General features: G+C 57.9%; 18 protein-coding genes. 4 read left to right on the forward strand and 14 right to left on the reverse strand.

Annotated features, from left to right (window positions below; genetic code table 11):
• Positions 1-116 precede the first annotated feature (116 nt).
• Both AUC60_RS27010 and AUC60_RS27015 read right to left on the reverse strand, forming a co-directional pair.
• A complete protein-coding gene (locus AUC60_RS27010; RefSeq protein ID WP_087274598.1) occupies positions 117-1,277 on the reverse strand; it encodes an HPP family protein in 1,161 nt (386 codons plus the stop codon).
• Between the two features lie 124 nt (positions 1,278-1,401).
• The gene (locus AUC60_RS27015; RefSeq protein ID WP_087274600.1) at positions 1,402-2,499 is read right to left on the reverse strand and encodes an oxidoreductase; all 1,098 of its coding nucleotides are present in this window, start codon (positions 2,497-2,499) and stop codon (positions 1,402-1,404) included.
• Positions 2,500-2,623: 124 nt separating this feature from the next.
• On the opposite strand from AUC60_RS27015, the gene AUC60_RS27020 reads away from it, so the two are divergent.
• Positions 2,624-3,505, forward strand: a complete 882-nt coding sequence (locus AUC60_RS27020; protein ID WP_087274602.1) for a LysR family transcriptional regulator — start codon at positions 2,624-2,626, stop codon at positions 3,503-3,505.
• A 66-nt stretch (positions 3,506-3,571) separates the two neighbouring features.
• Here the strand turns inward: AUC60_RS27020 and AUC60_RS27025 are convergent, their stop codons facing one another.
• Complete coding sequence (locus AUC60_RS27025; RefSeq protein WP_087274603.1) at positions 3,572-3,883, reverse strand: hypothetical protein; 312 nt, start codon at positions 3,881-3,883, stop codon at positions 3,572-3,574.
• A gap of 622 nt (positions 3,884-4,505) precedes the next feature.
• Here AUC60_RS27025 and AUC60_RS27030 point away from each other — a divergent pair.
• Positions 4,506-4,895 (forward strand): helicase, encoded by a 390-nt coding sequence (locus AUC60_RS27030; protein WP_087274604.1) that lies wholly within the window; start codon positions 4,506-4,508, stop codon positions 4,893-4,895.
• Here the strand turns inward: AUC60_RS27030 and AUC60_RS27035 are convergent.
• The 11 genes from AUC60_RS27035 to AUC60_RS27085 form a co-directional block, all read right to left on the reverse strand.
• Positions 4,892-6,853, reverse strand: a complete 1,962-nt coding sequence (locus tag AUC60_RS27035; protein WP_087274606.1) for a DUF7844 domain-containing protein — start codon at positions 6,851-6,853, stop codon at positions 4,892-4,894. The two genes, AUC60_RS27030 and AUC60_RS27035, sit on opposite strands and share 4 nt — an antisense overlap.
• On the reverse strand, positions 6,850-7,170 hold the full coding sequence (locus AUC60_RS27040) for a DUF2388 domain-containing protein (protein WP_087274609.1): 321 nt from the start codon (positions 7,168-7,170) through the stop codon (positions 6,850-6,852). Before AUC60_RS27040 ends, AUC60_RS27035 begins: the two co-directional genes overlap by 4 nt.
• Before the next feature lie 36 nt (positions 7,171-7,206).
• Complete coding sequence (locus tag AUC60_RS27045) at positions 7,207-7,512, reverse strand: DUF2388 domain-containing protein (RefSeq protein ID WP_087274610.1); 306 nt, start codon at positions 7,510-7,512, stop codon at positions 7,207-7,209.
• A 104-nt stretch (positions 7,513-7,616) separates the two neighbouring features.
• Entirely contained in the window at positions 7,617-7,934 is a 318-nt protein-coding gene (locus AUC60_RS27050; protein WP_087274612.1) for a DUF2388 domain-containing protein, read from the reverse strand.
• Between the two features lie 133 nt (positions 7,935-8,067).
• On the reverse strand, positions 8,068-9,261 hold the full coding sequence (locus AUC60_RS27055) for an MFS transporter (protein ID WP_087274613.1): 1,194 nt from the start codon (positions 9,259-9,261) through the stop codon (positions 8,068-8,070).
• 415 nt (positions 9,262-9,676) lie between these two features.
• Entirely contained in the window at positions 9,677-9,892 is a 216-nt protein-coding gene (locus AUC60_RS27060; RefSeq protein ID WP_087274615.1) for a DUF1127 domain-containing protein, read from the reverse strand.
• Positions 9,893-10,210: 318 nt separating this feature from the next.
• Positions 10,211-11,704 carry an acetyl-CoA hydrolase/transferase family protein gene (locus AUC60_RS27065; protein WP_087274617.1) on the reverse strand — a complete coding sequence of 498 codons (1,494 nt, stop codon included), beginning with the start codon at positions 11,702-11,704 and terminating at the stop codon, positions 10,211-10,213.
• A gap of 183 nt (positions 11,705-11,887) precedes the next feature.
• A complete protein-coding gene (locus tag AUC60_RS27070) occupies positions 11,888-13,333 on the reverse strand; it encodes an NAD(P)(+) transhydrogenase (Re/Si-specific) subunit beta (protein WP_087274619.1) in 1,446 nt (481 codons plus the stop codon).
• A complete protein-coding gene (locus AUC60_RS27075; protein WP_027899877.1) occupies positions 13,333-13,653 on the reverse strand; it encodes an NAD(P) transhydrogenase subunit alpha part 2 in 321 nt (106 codons plus the stop codon). Before AUC60_RS27075 ends, AUC60_RS27070 begins: the two co-directional genes overlap by 1 nt.
• 10 nt (positions 13,654-13,663) lie before the next feature.
• Positions 13,664-14,785: a Re/Si-specific NAD(P)(+) transhydrogenase subunit alpha gene (locus AUC60_RS27080; protein WP_087274620.1), complete on the reverse strand. Its 1,122-nt coding sequence runs from the start codon at positions 14,783-14,785 to the stop codon at positions 13,664-13,666.
• 422 nt (positions 14,786-15,207) lie between these two features.
• Positions 15,208-16,125 (reverse strand): LysR family transcriptional regulator, encoded by a 918-nt coding sequence (locus AUC60_RS27085; RefSeq protein ID WP_087274622.1) that lies wholly within the window; start codon positions 16,123-16,125, stop codon positions 15,208-15,210.
• A gap of 153 nt (positions 16,126-16,278) precedes the next feature.
• Here AUC60_RS27085 and AUC60_RS27090 point away from each other — a divergent pair, with 153 nt between their 5' ends.
• Together AUC60_RS27090 and AUC60_RS27095 are read left to right on the forward strand one after the other, a co-directional pair.
• Complete coding sequence (locus AUC60_RS27090) at positions 16,279-17,460, forward strand: acyl-CoA dehydrogenase (RefSeq protein WP_087274623.1); 1,182 nt, start codon at positions 16,279-16,281, stop codon at positions 17,458-17,460.
• An 11-nt stretch (positions 17,461-17,471) separates the two neighbouring features.
• Complete coding sequence (locus AUC60_RS27095) at positions 17,472-18,692, forward strand: CaiB/BaiF CoA transferase family protein (protein ID WP_087274624.1); 1,221 nt, start codon at positions 17,472-17,474, stop codon at positions 18,690-18,692.
• Positions 18,693-18,760: the final 68 nt, after the last annotated feature.

The following is an 18,760-nucleotide window of genomic DNA, read 5'->3' on the forward strand; positions in this document are numbered from 1 at the left end:
GTGCAATTAGCTGCTTTACAACTACTCCTGTAGGAGCTGCCGAAGGCTGCGATCAGTTTTACCTGACTCACCGCAATTCGCAGCCTTCGGCAGCTCCTACGAGTTATGACGTCGCCTCAAGCACGCACTGCCGCATACAGCGCTTTGATCAAATCCGACTGGGTGATGATGCCGACCAGATGCCGTTCAGCGTCGATGATCGGAATGTGCCTATGGCCGTTTTCGGAGAACACGGGCACGAGGTCGATCAGTAAGCGATCACTGCTGGCGACGCGGACGCTACGGGTCATGATCTGCCCGACGATATTGGCAGGTTGATCTTTACGGGAGTGTCGCAGCAGTGCGCGCAGGTGCCAGCCGACACCTTCGTGGGCGTCGAGGTCGATCTGCTGCATGAAGTCCGCCACGGTTACGATGCCCATCAGGTGCTGCTGTCGGTCAATTACCGGCAGCGCTTTGATCTTGTGTTTGCGCATCAAGGCCCAGGCTTCACGTAGCGGCATTTCCTGGCGGGCCGAGATGGGTTGGGTACTCATCACATCGGCGCAACGCAGTTCGCCCATCTTGCGTTGGTAAGCAGAAGCTTCGGCCTGTTCAAGCAAGGTTTGCAGGTCATCGCGGCTGACATCCAGCACTTGGTTGTAATGGGCGAGGGCTGCGTCCAGATCTGCGCCACTGAATCGGCTGGCAGCTTTCGTGGTGGCGGGTTTCTGTACGTGTGGCCATGGTCGTTTGGTCAGATTGTTGTAGATCAGACCTGCGACCACCAGCAGTGCGGAGTCGATAAGCACCGGGCTCAGCGCGAACTCGAATCGGTCACAGCCAATCAGCACCATCAATAAGGCCGACGCCCCGCCGGGTGGGTGAAGACAGCGCAGAGCGAACATGACGGCGATAGCCAGGCTGACGGCAAGCGCGGCGGCGAGGGTCGCATCGGGTACCCATTTCACACAGGCTATGCCCACCAATGCTGACAGCGTATTGCCGCCCAACACCGACCAGGGTTGGGCCAGCGGGCTGGATGGTACCGCAAACACCAACACCGCGCTGGCACCCAGCGGAGCAACCAGTGCCAAAGCCAGCATGTTGTATTGGCTCGCCGGTGCACCCTCTAGCCAGAAGGCGGCAGCCACTGCGACCAGCAGAATGCCGAGGGCCGCGCCGCAGCAGGCGCGCCATTTTTCCCGGGCATCGACGGCGTGGGGCGCGGGCCAAAGTGCACGAAGGTGCGATGTGAATGTTGAGCGTGGCGGTGGTGAGGGCAGTTGGGCGGTCATGATCAAAAGGATGCCGAGTTGAATAGCGATGCGCTGCGACTGTGTCGTCGCTTGGGCGTGGTGGGGAACGTTAAACCCTATGGCGCACTCATTCAATTCGGCTGAAGTGTGTATCCGGTTCAGCTCATGCCAGTTCACTGGCCTTTATGTTGGCGATTGGGCCAAGAATCGAAGGCTCAAAGTTCGCAAGCGGTTGACCGCCCGCCAGGCGCAAAGGCAGGTCTGGATTAGCCAGCGCCGCTTTACCTATGGCGATCAGATCGGCCCCGTCCCGCAGGGCGATATTTGCCTCGGCTGGGTTGTGTAGGCCGCCGTTGGCGATGATGGAGATATCCCCTGCAAAGCGGCGCGCCAGTTTCACCAGGCTGGCTTCGTTGTTGGCGAATGCGGGCTGCCATGCTTCTCGTTCGGTCACATGAATGAAGTCCACGTTAGCGTCGGCCAATGTGCCGAAGATGACTTCCGCGTCGGCTTCGCTCCCGGCCCATTTGTGATCGAAATCGTTCACCTTGCCCTGAGATATCCGCACACCTACCGGATGCGCACCGGCAACCTGCTTGACCGCCTTGATGACCTCCAGCGTCAGCTCCAGACGGGCACGCACATTTGCGCCCCAACGATCGTCACGCATATTGGTGTAGTCGGTTAAAAACTGATCAAGCAAGTAGCCGTTCGCGCCGTGAATTTCGATCCCGTCAAAGCCGGCAATATCGACAGTGCGCGCCGCTGCCTGCGCAAATCCTTCGATGACGTCGGCGATGTCTTCATCGGTCATCGCGCTGGGCATCGGGTACTGGCCCTCGCCGTAATAAAAGGCCATCTGCGTGCCCTTGGGCCTGATGGCTGAAGGAGCGGCGGAGCGACCGGTAAAACGATTCCCCTGACTTAAAGCGCCTGCGTGCATCAGTTGGGCGAACACTATTGCGCCATGGTCATGTATGGATCGAGTAACTGCGAGCCAGGCCTGTGCTTGCTCTTCATCGCTGATGCCGGGCTGGCAAGAGTAGCCTTGCGAGAATTTCTGGTCTGTGTAGATCCCTTCGGTGATAACCAGCCCGAAGCCACCTTTGGCGAAGCGTTCGTAATAGCGCGCCATGGTGGTGGTTGCATTGCCGCTTTCGGTAGCGCTGACCCGGGTCATGGGCGCTACGGCCAACCTGTTCTTCAATTTAATCGGGTTAATATCGGTTGGCGATAGAATCTGGCTGTCAGGTATTTTCATTTTCGAGCCCTCAGTTCAGGTGAATGTGGCTCACTGCTGAGCTTGAGTAGAAGATAGGCTGTATGCCGAATGTCCAGTAGTGCCCATGGCCGATAAGCCGCTTTAACGAAATGAGATATAAAGCATGCAGCTTCCAGAGGTAGAAGTGTTTTCCGCCATCGCGGCGAGCGGCAGTCTTTCAGGGGCCGCTCGGCGTTTGGGCGTCTCGCCAATGACTGTTTCCAGGCGACTGGCATCTCTGGAGCGCGAGCTGGACGCTCGGCTGGTTCAGCGCACGACCCGCTCTACGTCGCTCACCCCTGAAGGCGAAGCGTTTCTGCCCTTTGCCAACAAAATGCTTGAGGCACAGGAGGGGGCTCGCGCCACTTTACGAAGCCATTCAGCGACCGCCAGCGGCCTGCTCAAAATCACTGCTCCTACGGTTTTTGGTCAGGCGGTAATCATGCCTCTGCTGCCCGAATTAATGGCAGAGAACCCTGATCTGCAGGTGGACCTCACCCTTTCGGACAGCATCGTGGACATCGTCGGCCTGGGGATTGACGTCGCCATTCGCATTGCGACCTTGCGTGACTCGACACTCGTGGCGCGGGCCTTGGCAAGTAACCCGCGAGTGGTGTGCGCCAGCCCGAATTATCTGGCGAATCGTGGCACCCCCAAAACACTGGACGAGTTGAAACTCCATTCCTGTATCGCTTTGCACGGCATGCCTTACTGGCCGTTTACGAGGGCGGGAGCCAGTGTTTCGATTCGAGCTGAGGGGCCGTTCTCTGCAAACAGTGTTGAGGCAGTTCGGACCGCGAGCAAGAGTGGTCTGGGTCTGGCGATGTTGACCTTCTGGGATGTCAGAAATGAGCTCGACGACGGTAGCCTCGTTCTGGTCGAGCTGGCGGATGTCGTGCCCGAGCAACTGTCTGTCACCGCGGTATTGCCGACCCGCCATCACGTGCCGTACAGGGTCGAAGCCTTTCTGAAAAAGCTTGAGCATGATCTGCAAGTAAACAGATAGGAGCTGCGGGTAATGTCGGGCATCGATAACCATCTCCAGGGATCAACAGGGTAGGACGCATGGCTATTATTTGAGCAGGGCACCAAGCTCTGTTTCACTGCCCCGCCAAAGGCGCCTCTCAATCACTCGGCTCACATCAGAGGCCTCCAGCATCAGCAAATGCGCGGTGCTGGCCAAGGTAGAGATGTCAGATTCGTCGGTGTGAGTCGGGTTCATGTGGGCGAGGGTGTCGAGGAAGCGGGTGGCGAGGCTGATGCGGGTTTCGGCGAAGGCGTGCAGGTCTTTGAGCGAGGCGTGGCTGTCGAGTAGCAGCACGGCGTTTTCTTGCCCTGGGTGGGTGAGGGGGATGTAACGGGCGTGTTCGGTGTCGTGGTTCATGTGCTGAAAACTCCTGACCGATGTGATGTCGCCACGGCTGATGAAAGGGTGGCGGCTGTGCGCGGGTTGACGAACCGGAGGCAGAAAAATCAGAACACCGGCAGGCCCGAAGGCCTCCCACGCACAGCGACCATAATGGCCTCTACTAATTTTTCTGCTTTACGGATCGTCAAATCCGGTCGTTGATTTGGCAACGACGGCGCGCAGGTTAGAGGTTCAGCGGGAGGCCAAGGCGGTATATATAGCTATTGTCTGGAGCAGGTGAAGCGGGGATGTGTTGCCGGACGTGAGTTTGATTCTCGAGGCAGTAGTAGATCGTATCGACCACTGTGGGAGCCGAGCTTGCTCGCGATAGAACTAACCCGACCTCAGACCGCGTCATCGTTTATCGCGGGCAAGCCCAGCTCCCACAGAATCTACGTAAATTTCTACGGTCCGCGCGGCCATTCCTGCGACTTTGATCAAACTTGCGCGCAGACATAGAATCCCCCAACCCGAAGTTTAGAGCGACTTCAATATGACCAATCAGTCACGAAAAGTTATCTATCTTCTTCGAATTTGCTACTGAATTGCCTCTAACAAGCAGCTACACTCGCGGCCCGATCCTCCTTCGAGCACGCCCATGAAATTTCGTTTTCTACTCTGGATGCTAGGGCTATTGATGGCGCGGGCCAGCCGCAATAACCCGGCTTTTCAACAGCAGTTGGCAGGCAAGGAATTGACCTTTGTGCTGCAGACCGCTGACGGCAAGGTCGCCCGGCATTTTGTGGTCAGTGGGCAGCGGGTCAGCAGCGCTTCGGGCGTGATTGCAGAGCCCGGCTTTGCGATTGTCTTCAAGGATGCCGCTTACGGTTTTGCGACGCTGCAAGCCAAGAATAAACAGCTGGCGTTCATGCAGGGCATTCAGGACAAAGACATTCAGATCATGGGCAATGCCGGTCTGGTGATGTGGTTTCAGGGCTTGATGAAGTACCTGAAACCACGCAAGAACAAGCCAGCGGTAAAAGCTTAAGGCAGTTCCAGGCCGCCACCGGCTTTATGTAAGGCCCGCAAGTGCTCGCTGAGCTGCTTGAGGTTGGCCTCGTTGGCGGCGATTTCCTTGGCGCGCTCGGGTTCGAGCAGGGCGCGGACTTCTTTATCCAGGTCACCGGTCAGGCGCTGTAGCTGTTTCTGACGCTGACTGCTTTCGTCTTCCAGACGTTTCCATTCTGCTGTTTGCGGCAAGCCGTAGCCGCCGCTGTCGAGCAGTTCGGCCGGGCGACTGAGGAAGCCGCTGCTGGCGAGAATTTCCTGCAAGGTGCCAGTGGCTTTGGAAACGCTGCCGTCTTTCTGCTCACGAGCGCTGAGGTAGCGTTGCTTGACCTCATCCTGGGCTAGCAACAATTGCCGACGCAGGCTGGCTTGCTCAAGCAGCAACATCGCAGCGCTGGTGCGCAAGTCCGCTTGTGGCAACCACGGTTTGCGCTCTTCGGCGGACAGCGACATCCATTCTTCAACGGTGGTCTGCTTGATCGGCAGGTGCTTCCTCAGCACGTCGAACATGGCTTGATAACGGTCACGATAGGAGTCGAAACGGTAGCCTTTGCGCAGAGCTTCCTTGGGATCATCCAGCACGCTGGTGTCAGCCAGGCCGCGGCCTTTGAGCACTTCAAGCAAGCCATTGGGCAGGATGCTGTCCAGGTCGACCAGCTTGGGATTGTTGGTCCCGCTGCGCAGCAGCTTGAGGTTTTCCACAGCGCAGTTGTTGGACAGGAAGAAGTAATTACCGTCGTAGCTCCAGTGCATTTCAGCGGCGTGCTGCACCAAGCCTTCGATTTCCGGACGGGACAGTTTCAGCGGCACCGAAGCCAGGCTGCGCAGTTCCGTCTTGGTGTATTCATCGATCACCTGTGCCAGTGGCAGCACGAACAGCCTTGACGGGTAGGCGCCCATCAAACCATCCCAACTGGACAGTTGAACGTCGCCGACAAAGGCGCGGTACGAAAGCACCAGATGTTGGTCAAGATCGAGGCGGCAGTCGGGTCCACGCGGGCGACCGGGCTTGCAGATGACCAGGCGCAACATGCTGTGGCCCCAGCGGCTCATCATGTTCTGGTTGGCTTCGGCCAGCAGGTAATCCACTTCATAGACACGTTCGGGGTCGAGTTTACCCAGCGGCTCACGGCCGAAGTCGTTGCCTGCGTTCAGGTACGGGTAGAAGGAAGGGCATTGGTCTTTTGCGGCGGGTGCCCATCCGAATTGTTCTTTGTAGTAGGCGTACAGCGCTGGGCGACGGCAAGCGTATGCCGGGTCGAGCAGGAAGTACTCCATGTTGACCGCGACGAATTCCAGCGGGCTGGTGGTCTCGTAGATGTCGGGGCTGCGCGCAACCTGGCCGTTGTGTTCTTCGCGATCACCACGACGGCCCACGTACTGTGGCCAGCCTGCCAGGTCCAGCAGGCGCGGGTCGTCGCTCAACGTGAAGCGGCGGTCAGTCTGGCCACGGCAGTAATCAGGCAAGCCGACTTTGCCCAGCGAGCTGCTGCGCCGTCCGCACTGGAAGATCACCGAGCGTTGGGCGGGTGACCACAAGCGCGCGCGGTCATAAATGTGGGTCAGCTCGTGCAGCACAGTGGCGAGCATTTCTCGGCGCACGGTGCCATGGGGACGATTGGTTTGTTTGGTCGCGGCACTGCCGTCGGTCAAGCCCGCCAGCAGGTTGGTATTGAGGTCCAGGCGATAGGGGCCGGATGCCTGACCATAAGCATTGGCAGGCATGTCGGCGGACCAGCGCACGTCAACACGGCGGTCCAGATCCTTGACGAAGCTCGGCGGCAGGGCGCCGAGCGCTTCATCCAGTAGCGTCTGGGTGGCTGTTTGCTGCGCAGGACCGAGGCCGCTGGTGTCCAGCGACAGGCTCAGATCAGCGAAGGCGGACGTGCCCAGCAGAGACAATGCGCCTGCCAGCAGCCAGACGCAGAGGCGCCTCACAGTGCGAGAATGGCTTCGGCCAGGACTTGGTCGCTGGCACCGCGCGCTTCTGGCAGGCGAGTGCGCAGCATGTCGAATGCTGCATCGAGCTGCGCGCCGTGAATGTCACCGCCAGTGGCTACGTAGCTGGCCGCATCGTCTTTGGCCTGAACGACGATTTTGGAGTCGCGGATCGAGGTGGTGGTGTCGGACGTGAAGTCGATGGTGCGACCGAAAGCGCGCACGATGATGTTGCTGGTCTGCACGACGGTCTGTGCCTGAGCAATGTCAGCCAGCAAAAACAGGCCCAGGGTGGCGGCAATCAGGGGGGTACGCATGGAACGTCTCCAAGTAATGCAGAAGAGGTGAAGTGGCTATTGGACGAGGATTGCTTGCGCGAGTTCGAGGTCGCTGGCACTAAGTTTTGGATCAGCCTGGCGCAGGGCCATTAGCGCTGATTCCAGACGTGCTCCCAGCAGTTCGCCGTCACTGGCGACAAAAGCCGCAGCATCATCCTGCGCTGCAACAATCAGCTTTCTATCAAAGGGCGCGGTAGTCACTTTACTGGTGACGTAGCCTGTTATGACCAAAGATTGCGTGGTGGTATCCAGCGCCTGGGCCGGTGCGGTCCAGAGCAGGCACGTTATCGGGGTGATGAACAGCAGCGGCAGTAAACGCATGGCTCTCTAACACTTGCAAAAACGAGCCGCAAGGCTAGCGCAATGGCCGGGCTAGAGCCAGCCCGACAGCCTGGCCGGATTGCCCAGGCTGTCAGAGCACGACGTCAGATGGCCAGGATGGCTTGGGCCAGTTGAGCGTCGGAAGCTTGAAGTTGTGGAGCGAGCTGGCGAATGTGCTGGAAAGCATTTTCCAGGCGGGCACCACGAATTTCACCTGCGCTGCCTACAAAAGTGGCAGCGTCATCGCGGGCTTCACGAACGATCTTGTCATCCCTGAAGGAAGAGCTGACGTCAGATGTGGCGTTGGTTGTTGAATCGACTGTGCGCACCATGGCATCTGTTGTTACAACAAAGCTGGTGGCATTGGCGCCGGTAGCAGCAGTCAACAGGACGGCGGCACCTAGCAGGCGAAGACGGGACATGGTCGGACTCCAGTGGAACAAAATCGATAGTAAAGAAACGCGGGCTGGCCCGACTGTTTCGTGAAGGCCGTGACAGAACTGATAGTACGGGGCTGTCACAAGCCTAGCATGGCGCTGCTGTAGGCGGTGCTTGCTATGCGCTGCGGGCATTTGCCAACAGAGCGTCGTTTAGCCATCTGACCAAGCTGATGACCCAGACCAGCAGGGCTATCAAGCCGGTGCTGAACAGCATCCCATTGACCCCGCCGTGGACGATGAGTTTGCCTGCGATGAAAGGAAAACCGAACACACCCAGGAAATACGCCAGGCTGAAAAGCACCAGTGACTGCGCTGTCAGTCCCGAAGGTGCTTCGTTGGCAGCAAGCCCGTTGATGACTGAATAGTTGAGGCCATAACCGACGCCCAGCATGGCGGCGGCTGCGCCATAGCTCATGTTGTCATGGACCCACTGGCCAAAACCGATGACGGCGATCAGCATAATGGCGCTCAATGCGCAGGACGCTGCGAACGGATTGCGTTTGACCACCCAGCTTGCGATCAGCAAACGGCAGCAGATGGCCGCCCCCATAAAACAGACGAAGAACACCGAGTAATCCAGCCCCAGGCTTGAGGCATAGCTGGTCTGAAAGCTGCCCAGGCCACCGAAGATCGCGCCACCCAGGCCCACCATCAGAATCGAAAAAGCTGCTCTGGACGTCAGCACTTTGCGTACCGAGCCGAAGCTGATTTGTGCGCGATCTGCGGATGAGGCGTTTGCGTGCTTCCGTTGTCCTGTTCGCCAGAAATACAGTCCTCCTGCTACCGCCATGGCCGAAGCACAGAAAAAAGCGGTCTGGATCGGCAGCTCAAAGTAACCCGCCAGTTTCCCTGCCAAGGGGCCAGAGCCAATACCCGTAAGCATGCTGCCCGATAGCAATGCGAAGCTATGGCTGCGGCGGGCAGGTTCAACCATGGCCGCCACCATAATGGGCCCCAGGGTATAGAAGACTCCCCAGCCGAGGCCGAGCATCAGGGCGCAAATCATCAGCCAAGGGCCGAGGCTGTCTGCAGTTGCGAATCCTAGAGAGGCTGCCGCCAGAAAACTCGCCCCCAAGGCTATACAGCGCGCAGGCCCCCATTTATCCGTCAGATGCCCAGAGCCCAGCACGGCTGCAATAGTGCTGATCATCGCGACGCAAATCACTTGGCCGGCATAACGCTCGTCCCCGCCGAAGGATTTGATCAGTAGCGTCAGGAGGAAGGTTGAGCCATATGAGACCGAAAGCAGCAGGCTTGCGATGCAGAAGGCGCCAAAGCTTGAAGGCTGGCTGGGTGGAGAATGGGTCATGCGCGTATCCATGCGTGGTGGTTCTGGCTTTTTAGCACTGACGCACATGGAGTTGGTTGCTTAAGTGGCGGAGTGAAGGTCAGGGGATTTATAACAAACTGTACTTGTTTTATGTTGGACTTAAATAACTGTACTTGTTCGGGCTGTTCAGCTTTGATTTCGGTCCTTAGCCGTTCACCTCCATTCAATACCGCGAATTGGAGCGCATTCCACGTGAGAGCTGACGAAGGCTGCGAATGCTATGAAGCTGCCACACCGCCATCGCAGCCTTCGGCAGCTCCTACAAGGCGAGGCCAGAGTTTTTGATGCCCCAGAAATGACAAAACCCGTCAGCAGTTACCTGCGACGGGTCTTGTATGAAGCAATTCGGGTTGCTGGTGAGTGACCTTGGAAGGTCAGGACCAGCGTGCGCCAGTTAGCGCCAGAACGGCTTGCTCAGCTCTTCGTAACGCTGCGATTCGCTGATACCTGCGTCAGCCAGCAGACGTGCATCCAGGCGGGCCAATTGGTGGCGGCTGGACAGGCGACGTTGCCAAAGCATCAGGTTAGCGAAAGCGCGAAGAGGCCATGCAGCTTTTGCGATTGTAGCGGTGTTTTCGTTGAAAAGGTCGGAACTGAGTGTACGTTCCATGGTGTGCATCCTTCCGCTTGTGGCGGGCTAGAGAGTGATTTAACTGGTGCCCATCTTCCTCCGAGTTGGCCAGTCTCTCTAGACACAGTTCAACTGTATTGTGCGAGTTCAGTTAACTGTTTAAAGGCACTGTTTTGTTCCTATTTGGGGCAACTGTACCGGTCAGCACCTTTATAGTGCATTTTGTGCGCTGAATTGGTGAAAACCTCGTTTTACCCCCTCCAAATGACCGGTACAGCAGTACAGTTTTTTCAGAATTGTCTTTATCAGTCTTTTTGCGAAGCAGAAAACTGTATTGCTCTCTCGCAACTGTTCACGTCATACGGGCAGCATGCTGCCTGTCTCATCCAGGCGGGAGTGCCAACTTAGTGCTTCGCGCAACACATGAGGGGTATGTCCTCCCTTGAGGCAGGCCGCCGCAAAGTAGGCATTCAGGGCGTCGCGGTAGGCTGGATGCACACAGTTGTCGATGATCACCCTGGCGCGCTCCCTAGGTGCCAAACCGCGCAGATCCGCCAGACCTTGCTCGGTTACCAGAATGTCCACGTCATGCTCGGTATGGTCGACGTGGCTGACCATTGGCACGACGCTGGAAATCGCGCCACCTTTGGCAATCGACTTGGTCACGAAAATGGCCAAGTGCGCGTTGCGGGCGAAATCCCCCGATCCTCCGATGCCATTCATCATGCGCGTGCCGCAGACGTGCGTAGAGTTGACGTTGCCGTACAGGTCGAACTCAAGCGCGGTGTTGATGCCGATGATGCCCAGCCGACGGATGATTTCCGGGTGGTTGGAGATCTCTTGCGGGCGCAGCATCAGGCGTGACTTGTAGCGCCCGAAATCGGCGTACACTTCAGCGTGTTTGCTGGCGGAAAGAGTCATGGAACTGCCGGAGGCAAAGCTCAGCTTGCCCGCGTCGAACAGTTCGAATGTCGAGTCCTGTAGAACTTCGGAATACATCGTCATGTCGTGGAAAGGCGAGTCCACCAGACCATGCATGACCGCATTGGCGATGGTGCCGATCCCGGCCTGTAGCGGCATTAGTTTGTTGGTCAGTCGATCCTCGCGAACTTCATTTTTGAAGAACTCCACCAAGTGGTTGGCGATAGCCTGGGTATCCTGATCCGGCGGCAACACCGTTGACGGCGAGTCAGGCTGGTTACTGATGACGATGCCGACGATTTTTGCCGGATCGATCTGTACCGCCGGGTTGCCGATGCGCGTGTCAGCTTGCAGCACCGGGATTGGCAACCGGGTAGGGCGATAGCTCGGGATATAGATGTCATGCAGACCCTCCAGCTCCAAGGGCTGAGCCAGGTTGATCTCGACGATGACTTCCTTGGCGAGGATCGCAAAGCTGGCGGAGTTGCCCACTGAGGTGCTGAGTACCAGGTGCCCCTCTTCGGTAATCGCTACGCATTCGATCACCGCCAGATCCACCGCCTTGATTTGCCGGTTTCGCAGTTGCTCGACGGTATCGGAAAGGTGGCTATCGATGAACATCACCGAGCCGTCGTTGATGGCCTTGCGCAGCGTGCTGTCGACCTGAAACGGTGAGCGACGCGACAGCACGCCAGCTTCGGTCAGTTGTTTGTCCAGGTCGTTGCCCAGGCTGGCGCCGGTCATCAGGCTGATCTTGAGCGGCGACAGCTTGGCGCGCTCGGCCAGTGCATGAGGTACAGCCTTGGCTTCGCCGGCGCGGGTGAAGCCGCTCATGCCAACGGTCATGCCGTCCTGAATCAAAGCGGCAGCGTCAGCCGCGCTCATGACCTTGTTCATGAGCGAAGGCAAGCGGATACGATCACGGTACATGGGATTCTTTTCTCGGGGGTGGAAGCGAAGCCCAAGTCTAGAGAGTTGGGCGGTGTTCGTCCCGCTACCAAGGTCGCATTTGGAGGCTCTAATTAGCGGGTTTCAAAGCAAAACACTGTTACGCAGAATGTAAAAAGCCCCGGCGTTTTTCGCGCCGGGGCCCGGTTTTAACGCATCAGGAGCCTACGCGTTGTCGACCGCCTTAACCATGTCCTCGATCACCTTTTTGGCGTCTCCGAAAACCATCATGGTTTTGTCCAGATAGAACAGTTCGTTATCCAGGCCGGCATAACCGCTGGCCATCGAGCGCTTGTTGACGATGATGGTTTTGGCCTTGAAGGCCTCCAGAATCGGCATGCCCGCAATTGGCGACTTGGGATCGTTCTTGGCGGCCGGGTTGACCACGTCGTTGGCACCCAATACCAACACCACGTCCGCCTGACCAAACTCGGAGTTGATGTCTTCCATCTCGAACACCTGGTCGTAAGGCACTTCGGCCTCGGCGAGCAGTACGTTCATGTGGCCTGGCATACGTCCGGCAACCGGGTGGATCGCGTACTTCACGGTCACGCCGTGGTGAGTCAGCTTCTCGGTCAGCTCTTTAAGCGCATGCTGCGCCCGGGCAACCGCCAAGCCGTAGCCCGGAACGATGATCACGGTGTCGGCGTTGGTCAGCAGGAAGGTTGCATCGTCGGCCGAACCGGACTTCACCGGACGGGCTTCTTTGGCGCCTGCCGGGCCTGCATCGTCAGTTGCGCCGCCGAAGCCGCCGCCAATCACGTTGAAGAACGAGCGGTTCATGGCTTTGCACATGATGTACGACAGGATCGCACCCGAGGAGCCCACCAGCGAACCGGCGATGATCAGCATCGAGTTGTTCAGCGAGAAACCGATACCGGCCGCTGCCCAGCCCGAATAGCTGTTGAGCATCGACACGACTACAGGCATGTCGGCACCGCCAATCGGGATGATCAGCAGTACACCGATCACGAAGGCCAGGGCCAGCATGATGGCGAACGCGGCGAGATTTCCGGTGAACATGAAGAACAGGCCGAACGCCAACGTAGCCAGGCCCAATACCAGATTCAGCTTGTGCTGCCCGGCGAACTGTACCGGTGCGCCCTGAAACAGGCGGAACTTGTATTTGCCCGACAGCTTGCCGAAGGCAATGACCGAGCCGGAGAAGGTGATTGCCCCAATGGCCGCGCCCAGGAACAGCTCCAGACGGTTGCCCGCAGGAATAGCATCGCCCAGGTTCTTCACGATGTTCAGCGACTGCGGCTCAACCACTGCTGCAATGGCAATGAACACCGCTGCCAGGCCGATCATGCTGTGCATGAATGCAACCAGCTCAGGCATTTTGGTCATTTCAACGCGCTTGGCCATGATCGAGCCTGCGGTTCCGCCGACCAGCAGGCCGATCACAATGTAGCCAATGCCAGCCGAGGTGTCGGACAGAGCGGCCAGCTTGTAGACCAGGCCAATGGTGGTCACGACGGCCAGACCCATGCCGAGCATGCCGAACAGGTTGCCGCGACGTGACGTCGTCGGGTGCGACAAGCCTTTGAGGGCCTGAATGAAGCAGACCGCCGAAACGAGGTACAGCAGGGTGACGAGGTTCATGCTCATTACTTCGCTACCTCATCTTTGGCTTTCGGTGCTTTTTTCTTGAACATTTCCAGCATGCGTCGGGTGACAAGGAAGCCACCGAATACGTTGACGGCGGCCAGAGCCACGGCCAGGGTGCCCATCGTCTTGCCCAACGGCGTGACGGTCAGCGCAGCGGCGAGCATTGCGCCGACGATGACAATCGCCGAAATGGCGTTGGTCACCGCCATAAGCGGTGTGTGCAGTGCTGGCGTTACGTTCCAGACCACGTGATAGCCGACATAAATTGCCAGCACGAAAATAATCAGGTTGTAGATACCTGGGGAGATCAGCTCTTCCATTGTTTTATCCTCAGCCGTTCTTGCGGATGACTTGGCCGTCGCGGCACATCAGGCACGCAGCAACAATGTCGTCTTCCAGGTTGATGTGCAGCTGACCGTCCTTGTCGAACAGCAGCTTCATGAAGTCCAGCAGGTTGCGGGCGTACAGTGCTGAAGCGTCAGCAGCGACCAGCGCGGGCAGGTTGGTGTAGCCCACCAGCGTGACGCCGTGCTCGACAACCACTTGATCGGCCACGGTCAGCGGGCAGTTGCCGCCTTGGGCTGCGGCCAGATCGATCACCACGGAACCGGGCTTCATCTCGGCCACGGTTTCTGCGCTGAGCAATACCGGCGCTTTACGGCCCGGGATCAATGCGGTGGTAATGACGATGTCCGACTGCTTGGCGCGTTCGTGCACTGCAATCGCCTGACGCTGCATCCAGCTGGCGGGCATGGGACGGGCGTATCCACCGACACCGACGGCGCATTCGCGCTCTTCATCCGTTTCGTAAGGCACGTCGATGAACTTGGCACCCAGAGACTCGATCTGTTCCTTCACCGCTGGACGCACATCGGACGCTTCAACCACGGCACCCAGACGCTTGGCGGTAGCGATCGCCTGCAAGCCAGCCACGCCAGCGCCGAGTACCAGTACTCGCGCAGCTTTGACCGTGCCCGCTGCGGTCATCAACATCGGCATGAAGCGCGGATAGTGATGAGCGCCCAGCAGCACAGCCTTGTAACCGGCGATGTTGGCCTGGGAAGACAGCACATCGAGGCTCTGCGCGCGGGAAGTGCGCGGCGCAGCTTCCAGAGCAAACGCTGTAACGCCCTGCTCGGCCATCTTGCTGATGGTTTCGTTGTTGAAGGGGTTGAGCATCCCGACAACGATCGTGCCGCTCTTGATCTGCGCCAGTTCGCTGTCGTTCGGCGCGCAAACCTTGAGCACTAGCTCGGCAGCCAGCGCATCGGTGGCGGTGCCAATTGTGGCGCCTGCTGCTTCATAAGCGCTGTCCGTGACGCTGGCAGTGATGCCTGCTCCACTTTGCACCGTAACCCGATGGCCTTGGGCGATCAGCTTCTTGATGGTTTCAGGGGTTGCAGCAACCCGCTTTTCACCCGACTGGGTCTCGAGAGGAACGCCAATGTGCACGTGTAATCTCCTGCGTGATCTTCTTGTTTTCTTCAAATAGGCCAGCGCACTTCAGCAAGTACGACTGGGGCTGCCGATCAGCATGATCCCGCCAGTTTCAGGGCGGGGCGCGGCATTTTGCAGGCGAAGTTTGGTGCCTTCAATCCATTTTGTAAGGAGACGATAAATTAACTACAAGTCATCCCGTGACCAAATGTCGCAGTGATCTGCTTCAAGCCCTTGTTTACTGGGCCTTAGAGGGAAAGTAGTCGAAATATTAGAAAACCATGAATTCAATTCCTGAATCATGGGCATAACCAAAGAATAGGGCTGAACCTCAGGCATTTAGAGGCTTATAGGCCTTATTTTTCGTGCGGAGATACTAAGGCGTTTATGCGACAAAAACGTACATCTGTAGGTTTTTCTGAGGGCTGACTACAAAGTTATTCAAGGTTTTGTATAGCGCTCTCGTGCTCGTAAGTCTTGGCTTGCCCGGCGAGCCAGTCTCGGAATGCGCGTAGTGATGCCGACTCCACTTTGCGCACCGGGATCATTAGGTAGTAGGCCTTGGGGCTGGCAAGTGCGCGGGGGTTGGCGATCACTAGCCGCTGTTCTTTCAGCTCGCGCTGTATAAGGAAGGGCGGGATCAAGGCAATGCCCATTTCGTGGCTGGCGGCTTGGGCAAGCATCGAAAACAGTTCGTAACGTGGGCCGGTCATGTCCCGTGCGACGTTCATCTCCAGCCCGCTGAACCATTGTCGCCAGGCGTAGGGCCGAGTGGTTTGCTGCAGTAGCGGTAAAGTTGCGATTTCTGCCGGGTCAATCTCGCTCCGTTTGCCTAACAGTGCAGGACTGCAGACCGGGACGGGGTTCTCACCCATCAATCTGTAAGACTCGGTGCCTGGCCATTCGGCATCGCCAAAGTAGATGGCGGCGTCGAAGTCAGTATCGGCAAACAGGAACGGCCGGGTGCGGTTGGTGAGGTTCACCGTGACGTCAGGCTGGCTCTGCTGGAAATCCTTCAGGCGGGGCAGTAGCCATTGAGTGCCAAACGTGGGCACGACTGCCAGTTCAATCGCGTTGGCGCCTTGGTTGCCCATCACTGACAAGGTATCGCGTTCTACCGCGTCCAGTTGCGTGGCGACTCGTCTGCTGTAGGACAAGCCCGCTTCTGTCAGCTTCACTCCCCGCCGGGAGCGTCGGAATAGTTCTATGCCGAGGAACGATTCGAGGCTACCTATTTGTCGGCAGATGGCGCTCTGAGTCAGAGAAAGTTCGTCAGCGGCCTTGGTGAAGCTCTCATGGCGAGCGGCTGCCTCGAAACTGACGAGTGCAGCGGTGCTGGGAATTTTGCGACGCATGTACGCAGCCCTCACTAATCACAGCCGATATGGGTCTTGATATGAATCTCGGAGTGAGAAATTAGCACAGCAGCGTGCAGATTCATCGTTTGTGAGGTCGCCGTCTCAGGTCTAGGATCATTCCATAATTATTTCAATGATTGAGGATGGCTCATGGCTGGCAAGGCAAGCTTCAACTGGATCGATCCCCTGCTGCTGGATCAGCAGCTCACGGAAGAAGAGCGCATGGTGCGTGAAAGCGCGGCGCAGTTCGCCCAGGACAAGCTGGCACCCAGAGTGCTCGAGGCCTTTCGTCATGAGCAGACCGATCCGGCGATCTTTCGCGAAATGGGTGACGTAGGCCTGCTCGGTGCGACTATTCCGGAAGAGTACGGAGGCAGCGGCCTCAATTACGTTTGCTATGGGTTGATTGCGCGGGAAGTGGAGCGCATCGACTCTGGCTACCGTTCCATGATGAGCGTGCAGTCCTCTCTGGTGATGGTGCCGATCAACGAGTTCGGGACAGAAGCGCAAAAGCAGAAGTATCTGCCAAAGCTCGCTTCCGGCGAATGGATTGGCTGCTTTGGTCTGACAGAGCCTAACCACGGGTCCGACCCTGGCGCGATGATTACCCGGGCAAAGAGAGTCGACGGCGGCTATAGGCTTTCAGGCAGCAAGATGTGGATCACCAACAGCCCGATCGCCGACGTGTTCGTGGTCTGGGGTAAAGACGATGAGGGTGACATTCGCGGCTTTGTGCTTGAAAAGGGTTGGGCCGGACTGAGTGCGCCGGCTATCCATGGCAAGGTCGGTCTGCGCGCCTCGATCACTGGCGAAATCGTCATGGATAACGTCTTTGTGCCTGAAGAGAATATCTTCCCGGACGTGCGCGGTCTCAAAGGCCCCTTTACCTGCCTTAACTCGGCTCGTTATGGCATCTCGTGGGGCGCTTTGGGAGCCGCGGAGTTCTGCTGGCACACCGCCCGGCAATACACCCTGGACCGGCAGCAGTTCGGGCGTCCATTGGCGGCCAACCAGTTGATCCAGAAAAAGCTGGCCGATATGCAGACCGAGATCACCCTGGCGCTGCAAGGTTGTCTGCGCCTGGGGCGTATGAAGGATGAAGGCACGGCGGCAGTTGAAATTACTTCGATCATGAAGCGTAACTCCTGCGGCAAGTCTTTGGACATCGCCCGGATGGCTCGCGACATGTTAGGTGGGAATGGCATCTCCGATGAGTTCGGTATCGCCAGGCATCTGGTGAACCTTGAGGTGGTGAACACCTATGAGGGGACTCACGACGTGCATGCGCTGATTCTCGGGCGTGCGCAGACCGGCATTCAGGCCTTCTATTAAGGAGGCCGGCAATGGGTGCGCTATCGCATATCCGCGTACTGGACTTGTCTCGCGTATTGGCCGGGCCCTGGGCGGGTCAGATCCTTGCTGATCTGGGGGCCGAGGTCATCAAGGTCGAGCGGCCTGGCAGTGGTGATGACACTCGCGCATGGGGGCCACCATTTCTGAAGGATGCTCAGGGCGAGAGCACGGGTGAGGCGGCTTATTACCTGTCCGCGAACCGGAACAAGCAGTCAGTGACCATCGATTTCACTTTGCCTGAGGGGCAGAGGTTGGTCAGGGAGCTGGCTGCAAAGTCCGACATCCTGATTGAAAACTTCAAGGTCGGCGGTCTGGCTGCTTATGGTCTGGATTACGCTTCGCTTAAGGCAATCAACCCGCGCCTGATCTATTGCTCCATTACCGGGTTTGGACAAACCGGACCCTATGCCAAGCGAGCTGGGTACGACTTCATGATTCAGGGGCTGGGTGGTTTGATGAGCCTGACCGGGCGTGCTGATGAGCAGGAAGGGGCTGGGCCGGTAAAAGTCGGTGTCGCGCTAACGGATGTCATGACCGGTGTGTACGCGAGCACTGCGATGTTGGCGGCGTTGGCGCATCGAGACCAGGGTGGTCAGGGTCAGCACATTGATATGGCCTTGCTGGATGTGCAGGTGGCCTGTTTGGCAAATCAGGCGCTGAACTATTTGACCACTGGAGTGGCGCCGACACGTTTGGGTAACGCCCATCCCAACATTGTTCCTTATCAGGATTTCCCCACCGCTGATGGTGATTTCATTCTGACGGTGGGTAATGACAGTCAGTTTAGAAAGTTTGCGCAGGTCGCAGGTCAGGCTCAGTGGGCGGACGACCCGCGCTTCCTCACTAATAAGCTGCGGGTTGCCAACAGGGCTGAGCTGATTCCGCTGATTCGTCAGGCGACGGTGTTCAAGACCACGGCGCAGTGGGTGAGTGAGTTGGAATCTGCGGGTGTGCCCTGCGGGCCAATCAATGATTTGTCCCAGGTCTTTAGTGATCCGCATGTGCAGGCGCGAGGGCTGGCAATGAATCTGCCGCATGCGCTGGGCGGGAGTGTGCCGCAGGTGGCCAGCCCCATCCGTATGTCCGCAACTCCGGTGGAGTACCGGCATGCGCCTCCCTTATTAGGGGAGCACACTGCGGAGGTGCTTGAGCGGGTCTTGGGAATGCAGGCTGCGCAGGTCAATACACTCCGTCAGGACGGAGTGCTGTAACTCCTTCTATATATAGAGGAAAACGCGTTTTTCAGGTTTTTCACTAAAAGCGTAAATTAAGGGTTGAC

The sequence above is a fragment of the Pseudomonas caspiana genome (assembly GCF_002158995.1).
Classification (GTDB): Bacteria; Pseudomonadota; Gammaproteobacteria; order Pseudomonadales; family Pseudomonadaceae; genus Aquipseudomonas; species Aquipseudomonas caspiana.

Coding starts and splice junctions, on each gene's coding strand:
- AUC60_RS27075 (WP_027899877.1), bottom strand. CDS start 13,653: ATGGAAGAGCTGATCTCCCCAGGTATCTACAACCTGATTATTTTCGTG.
- AUC60_RS27085 (WP_087274622.1), bottom strand. CDS start 16,125: ATGCGTCGCAAAATTCCCAGCACCGCTGCACTCGTCAGTTTCGAGGCA.
- AUC60_RS27030 (WP_087274604.1), top strand. CDS start 4,506: ATGAAATTTCGTTTTCTACTCTGGATGCTAGGGCTATTGATGGCGCGG.
- AUC60_RS27025 (WP_087274603.1), bottom strand. CDS start 3,883: ATGAACCACGACACCGAACACGCCCGTTACATCCCCCTCACCCACCCA.
- AUC60_RS27020 (WP_087274602.1), top strand. CDS start 2,624: ATGCAGCTTCCAGAGGTAGAAGTGTTTTCCGCCATCGCGGCGAGCGGC.
- AUC60_RS27040 (WP_087274609.1), bottom strand. CDS start 7,170: ATGCGTACCCCCCTGATTGCCGCCACCCTGGGCCTGTTTTTGCTGGCT.
- AUC60_RS27060 (WP_087274615.1), bottom strand. CDS start 9,892: ATGGAACGTACACTCAGTTCCGACCTTTTCAACGAAAACACCGCTACA.
- AUC60_RS27050 (WP_087274612.1), bottom strand. CDS start 7,934: ATGTCCCGTCTTCGCCTGCTAGGTGCCGCCGTCCTGTTGACTGCTGCT.
- AUC60_RS27070 (WP_087274619.1), bottom strand. CDS start 13,333: ATGAGCATGAACCTCGTCACCCTGCTGTACCTCGTTTCGGCGGTCTGC.
- AUC60_RS27015 (WP_087274600.1), bottom strand. CDS start 2,499: ATGAAAATACCTGACAGCCAGATTCTATCGCCAACCGATATTAACCCG.
- AUC60_RS27045 (WP_087274610.1), bottom strand. CDS start 7,512: ATGCGTTTACTGCCGCTGCTGTTCATCACCCCGATAACGTGCCTGCTC.
- AUC60_RS27065 (WP_087274617.1), bottom strand. CDS start 11,704: ATGTACCGTGATCGTATCCGCTTGCCTTCGCTCATGAACAAGGTCATG.
- AUC60_RS27010 (WP_087274598.1), bottom strand. CDS start 1,277: ATGACCGCCCAACTGCCCTCACCACCGCCACGCTCAACATTCACATCG.
- AUC60_RS27095 (WP_087274624.1), top strand. CDS start 17,472: ATGGGTGCGCTATCGCATATCCGCGTACTGGACTTGTCTCGCGTATTG.
- AUC60_RS27055 (WP_087274613.1), bottom strand. CDS start 9,261: ATGACCCATTCTCCACCCAGCCAGCCTTCAAGCTTTGGCGCCTTCTGC.
- AUC60_RS27090 (WP_087274623.1), top strand. CDS start 16,279: ATGGCTGGCAAGGCAAGCTTCAACTGGATCGATCCCCTGCTGCTGGAT.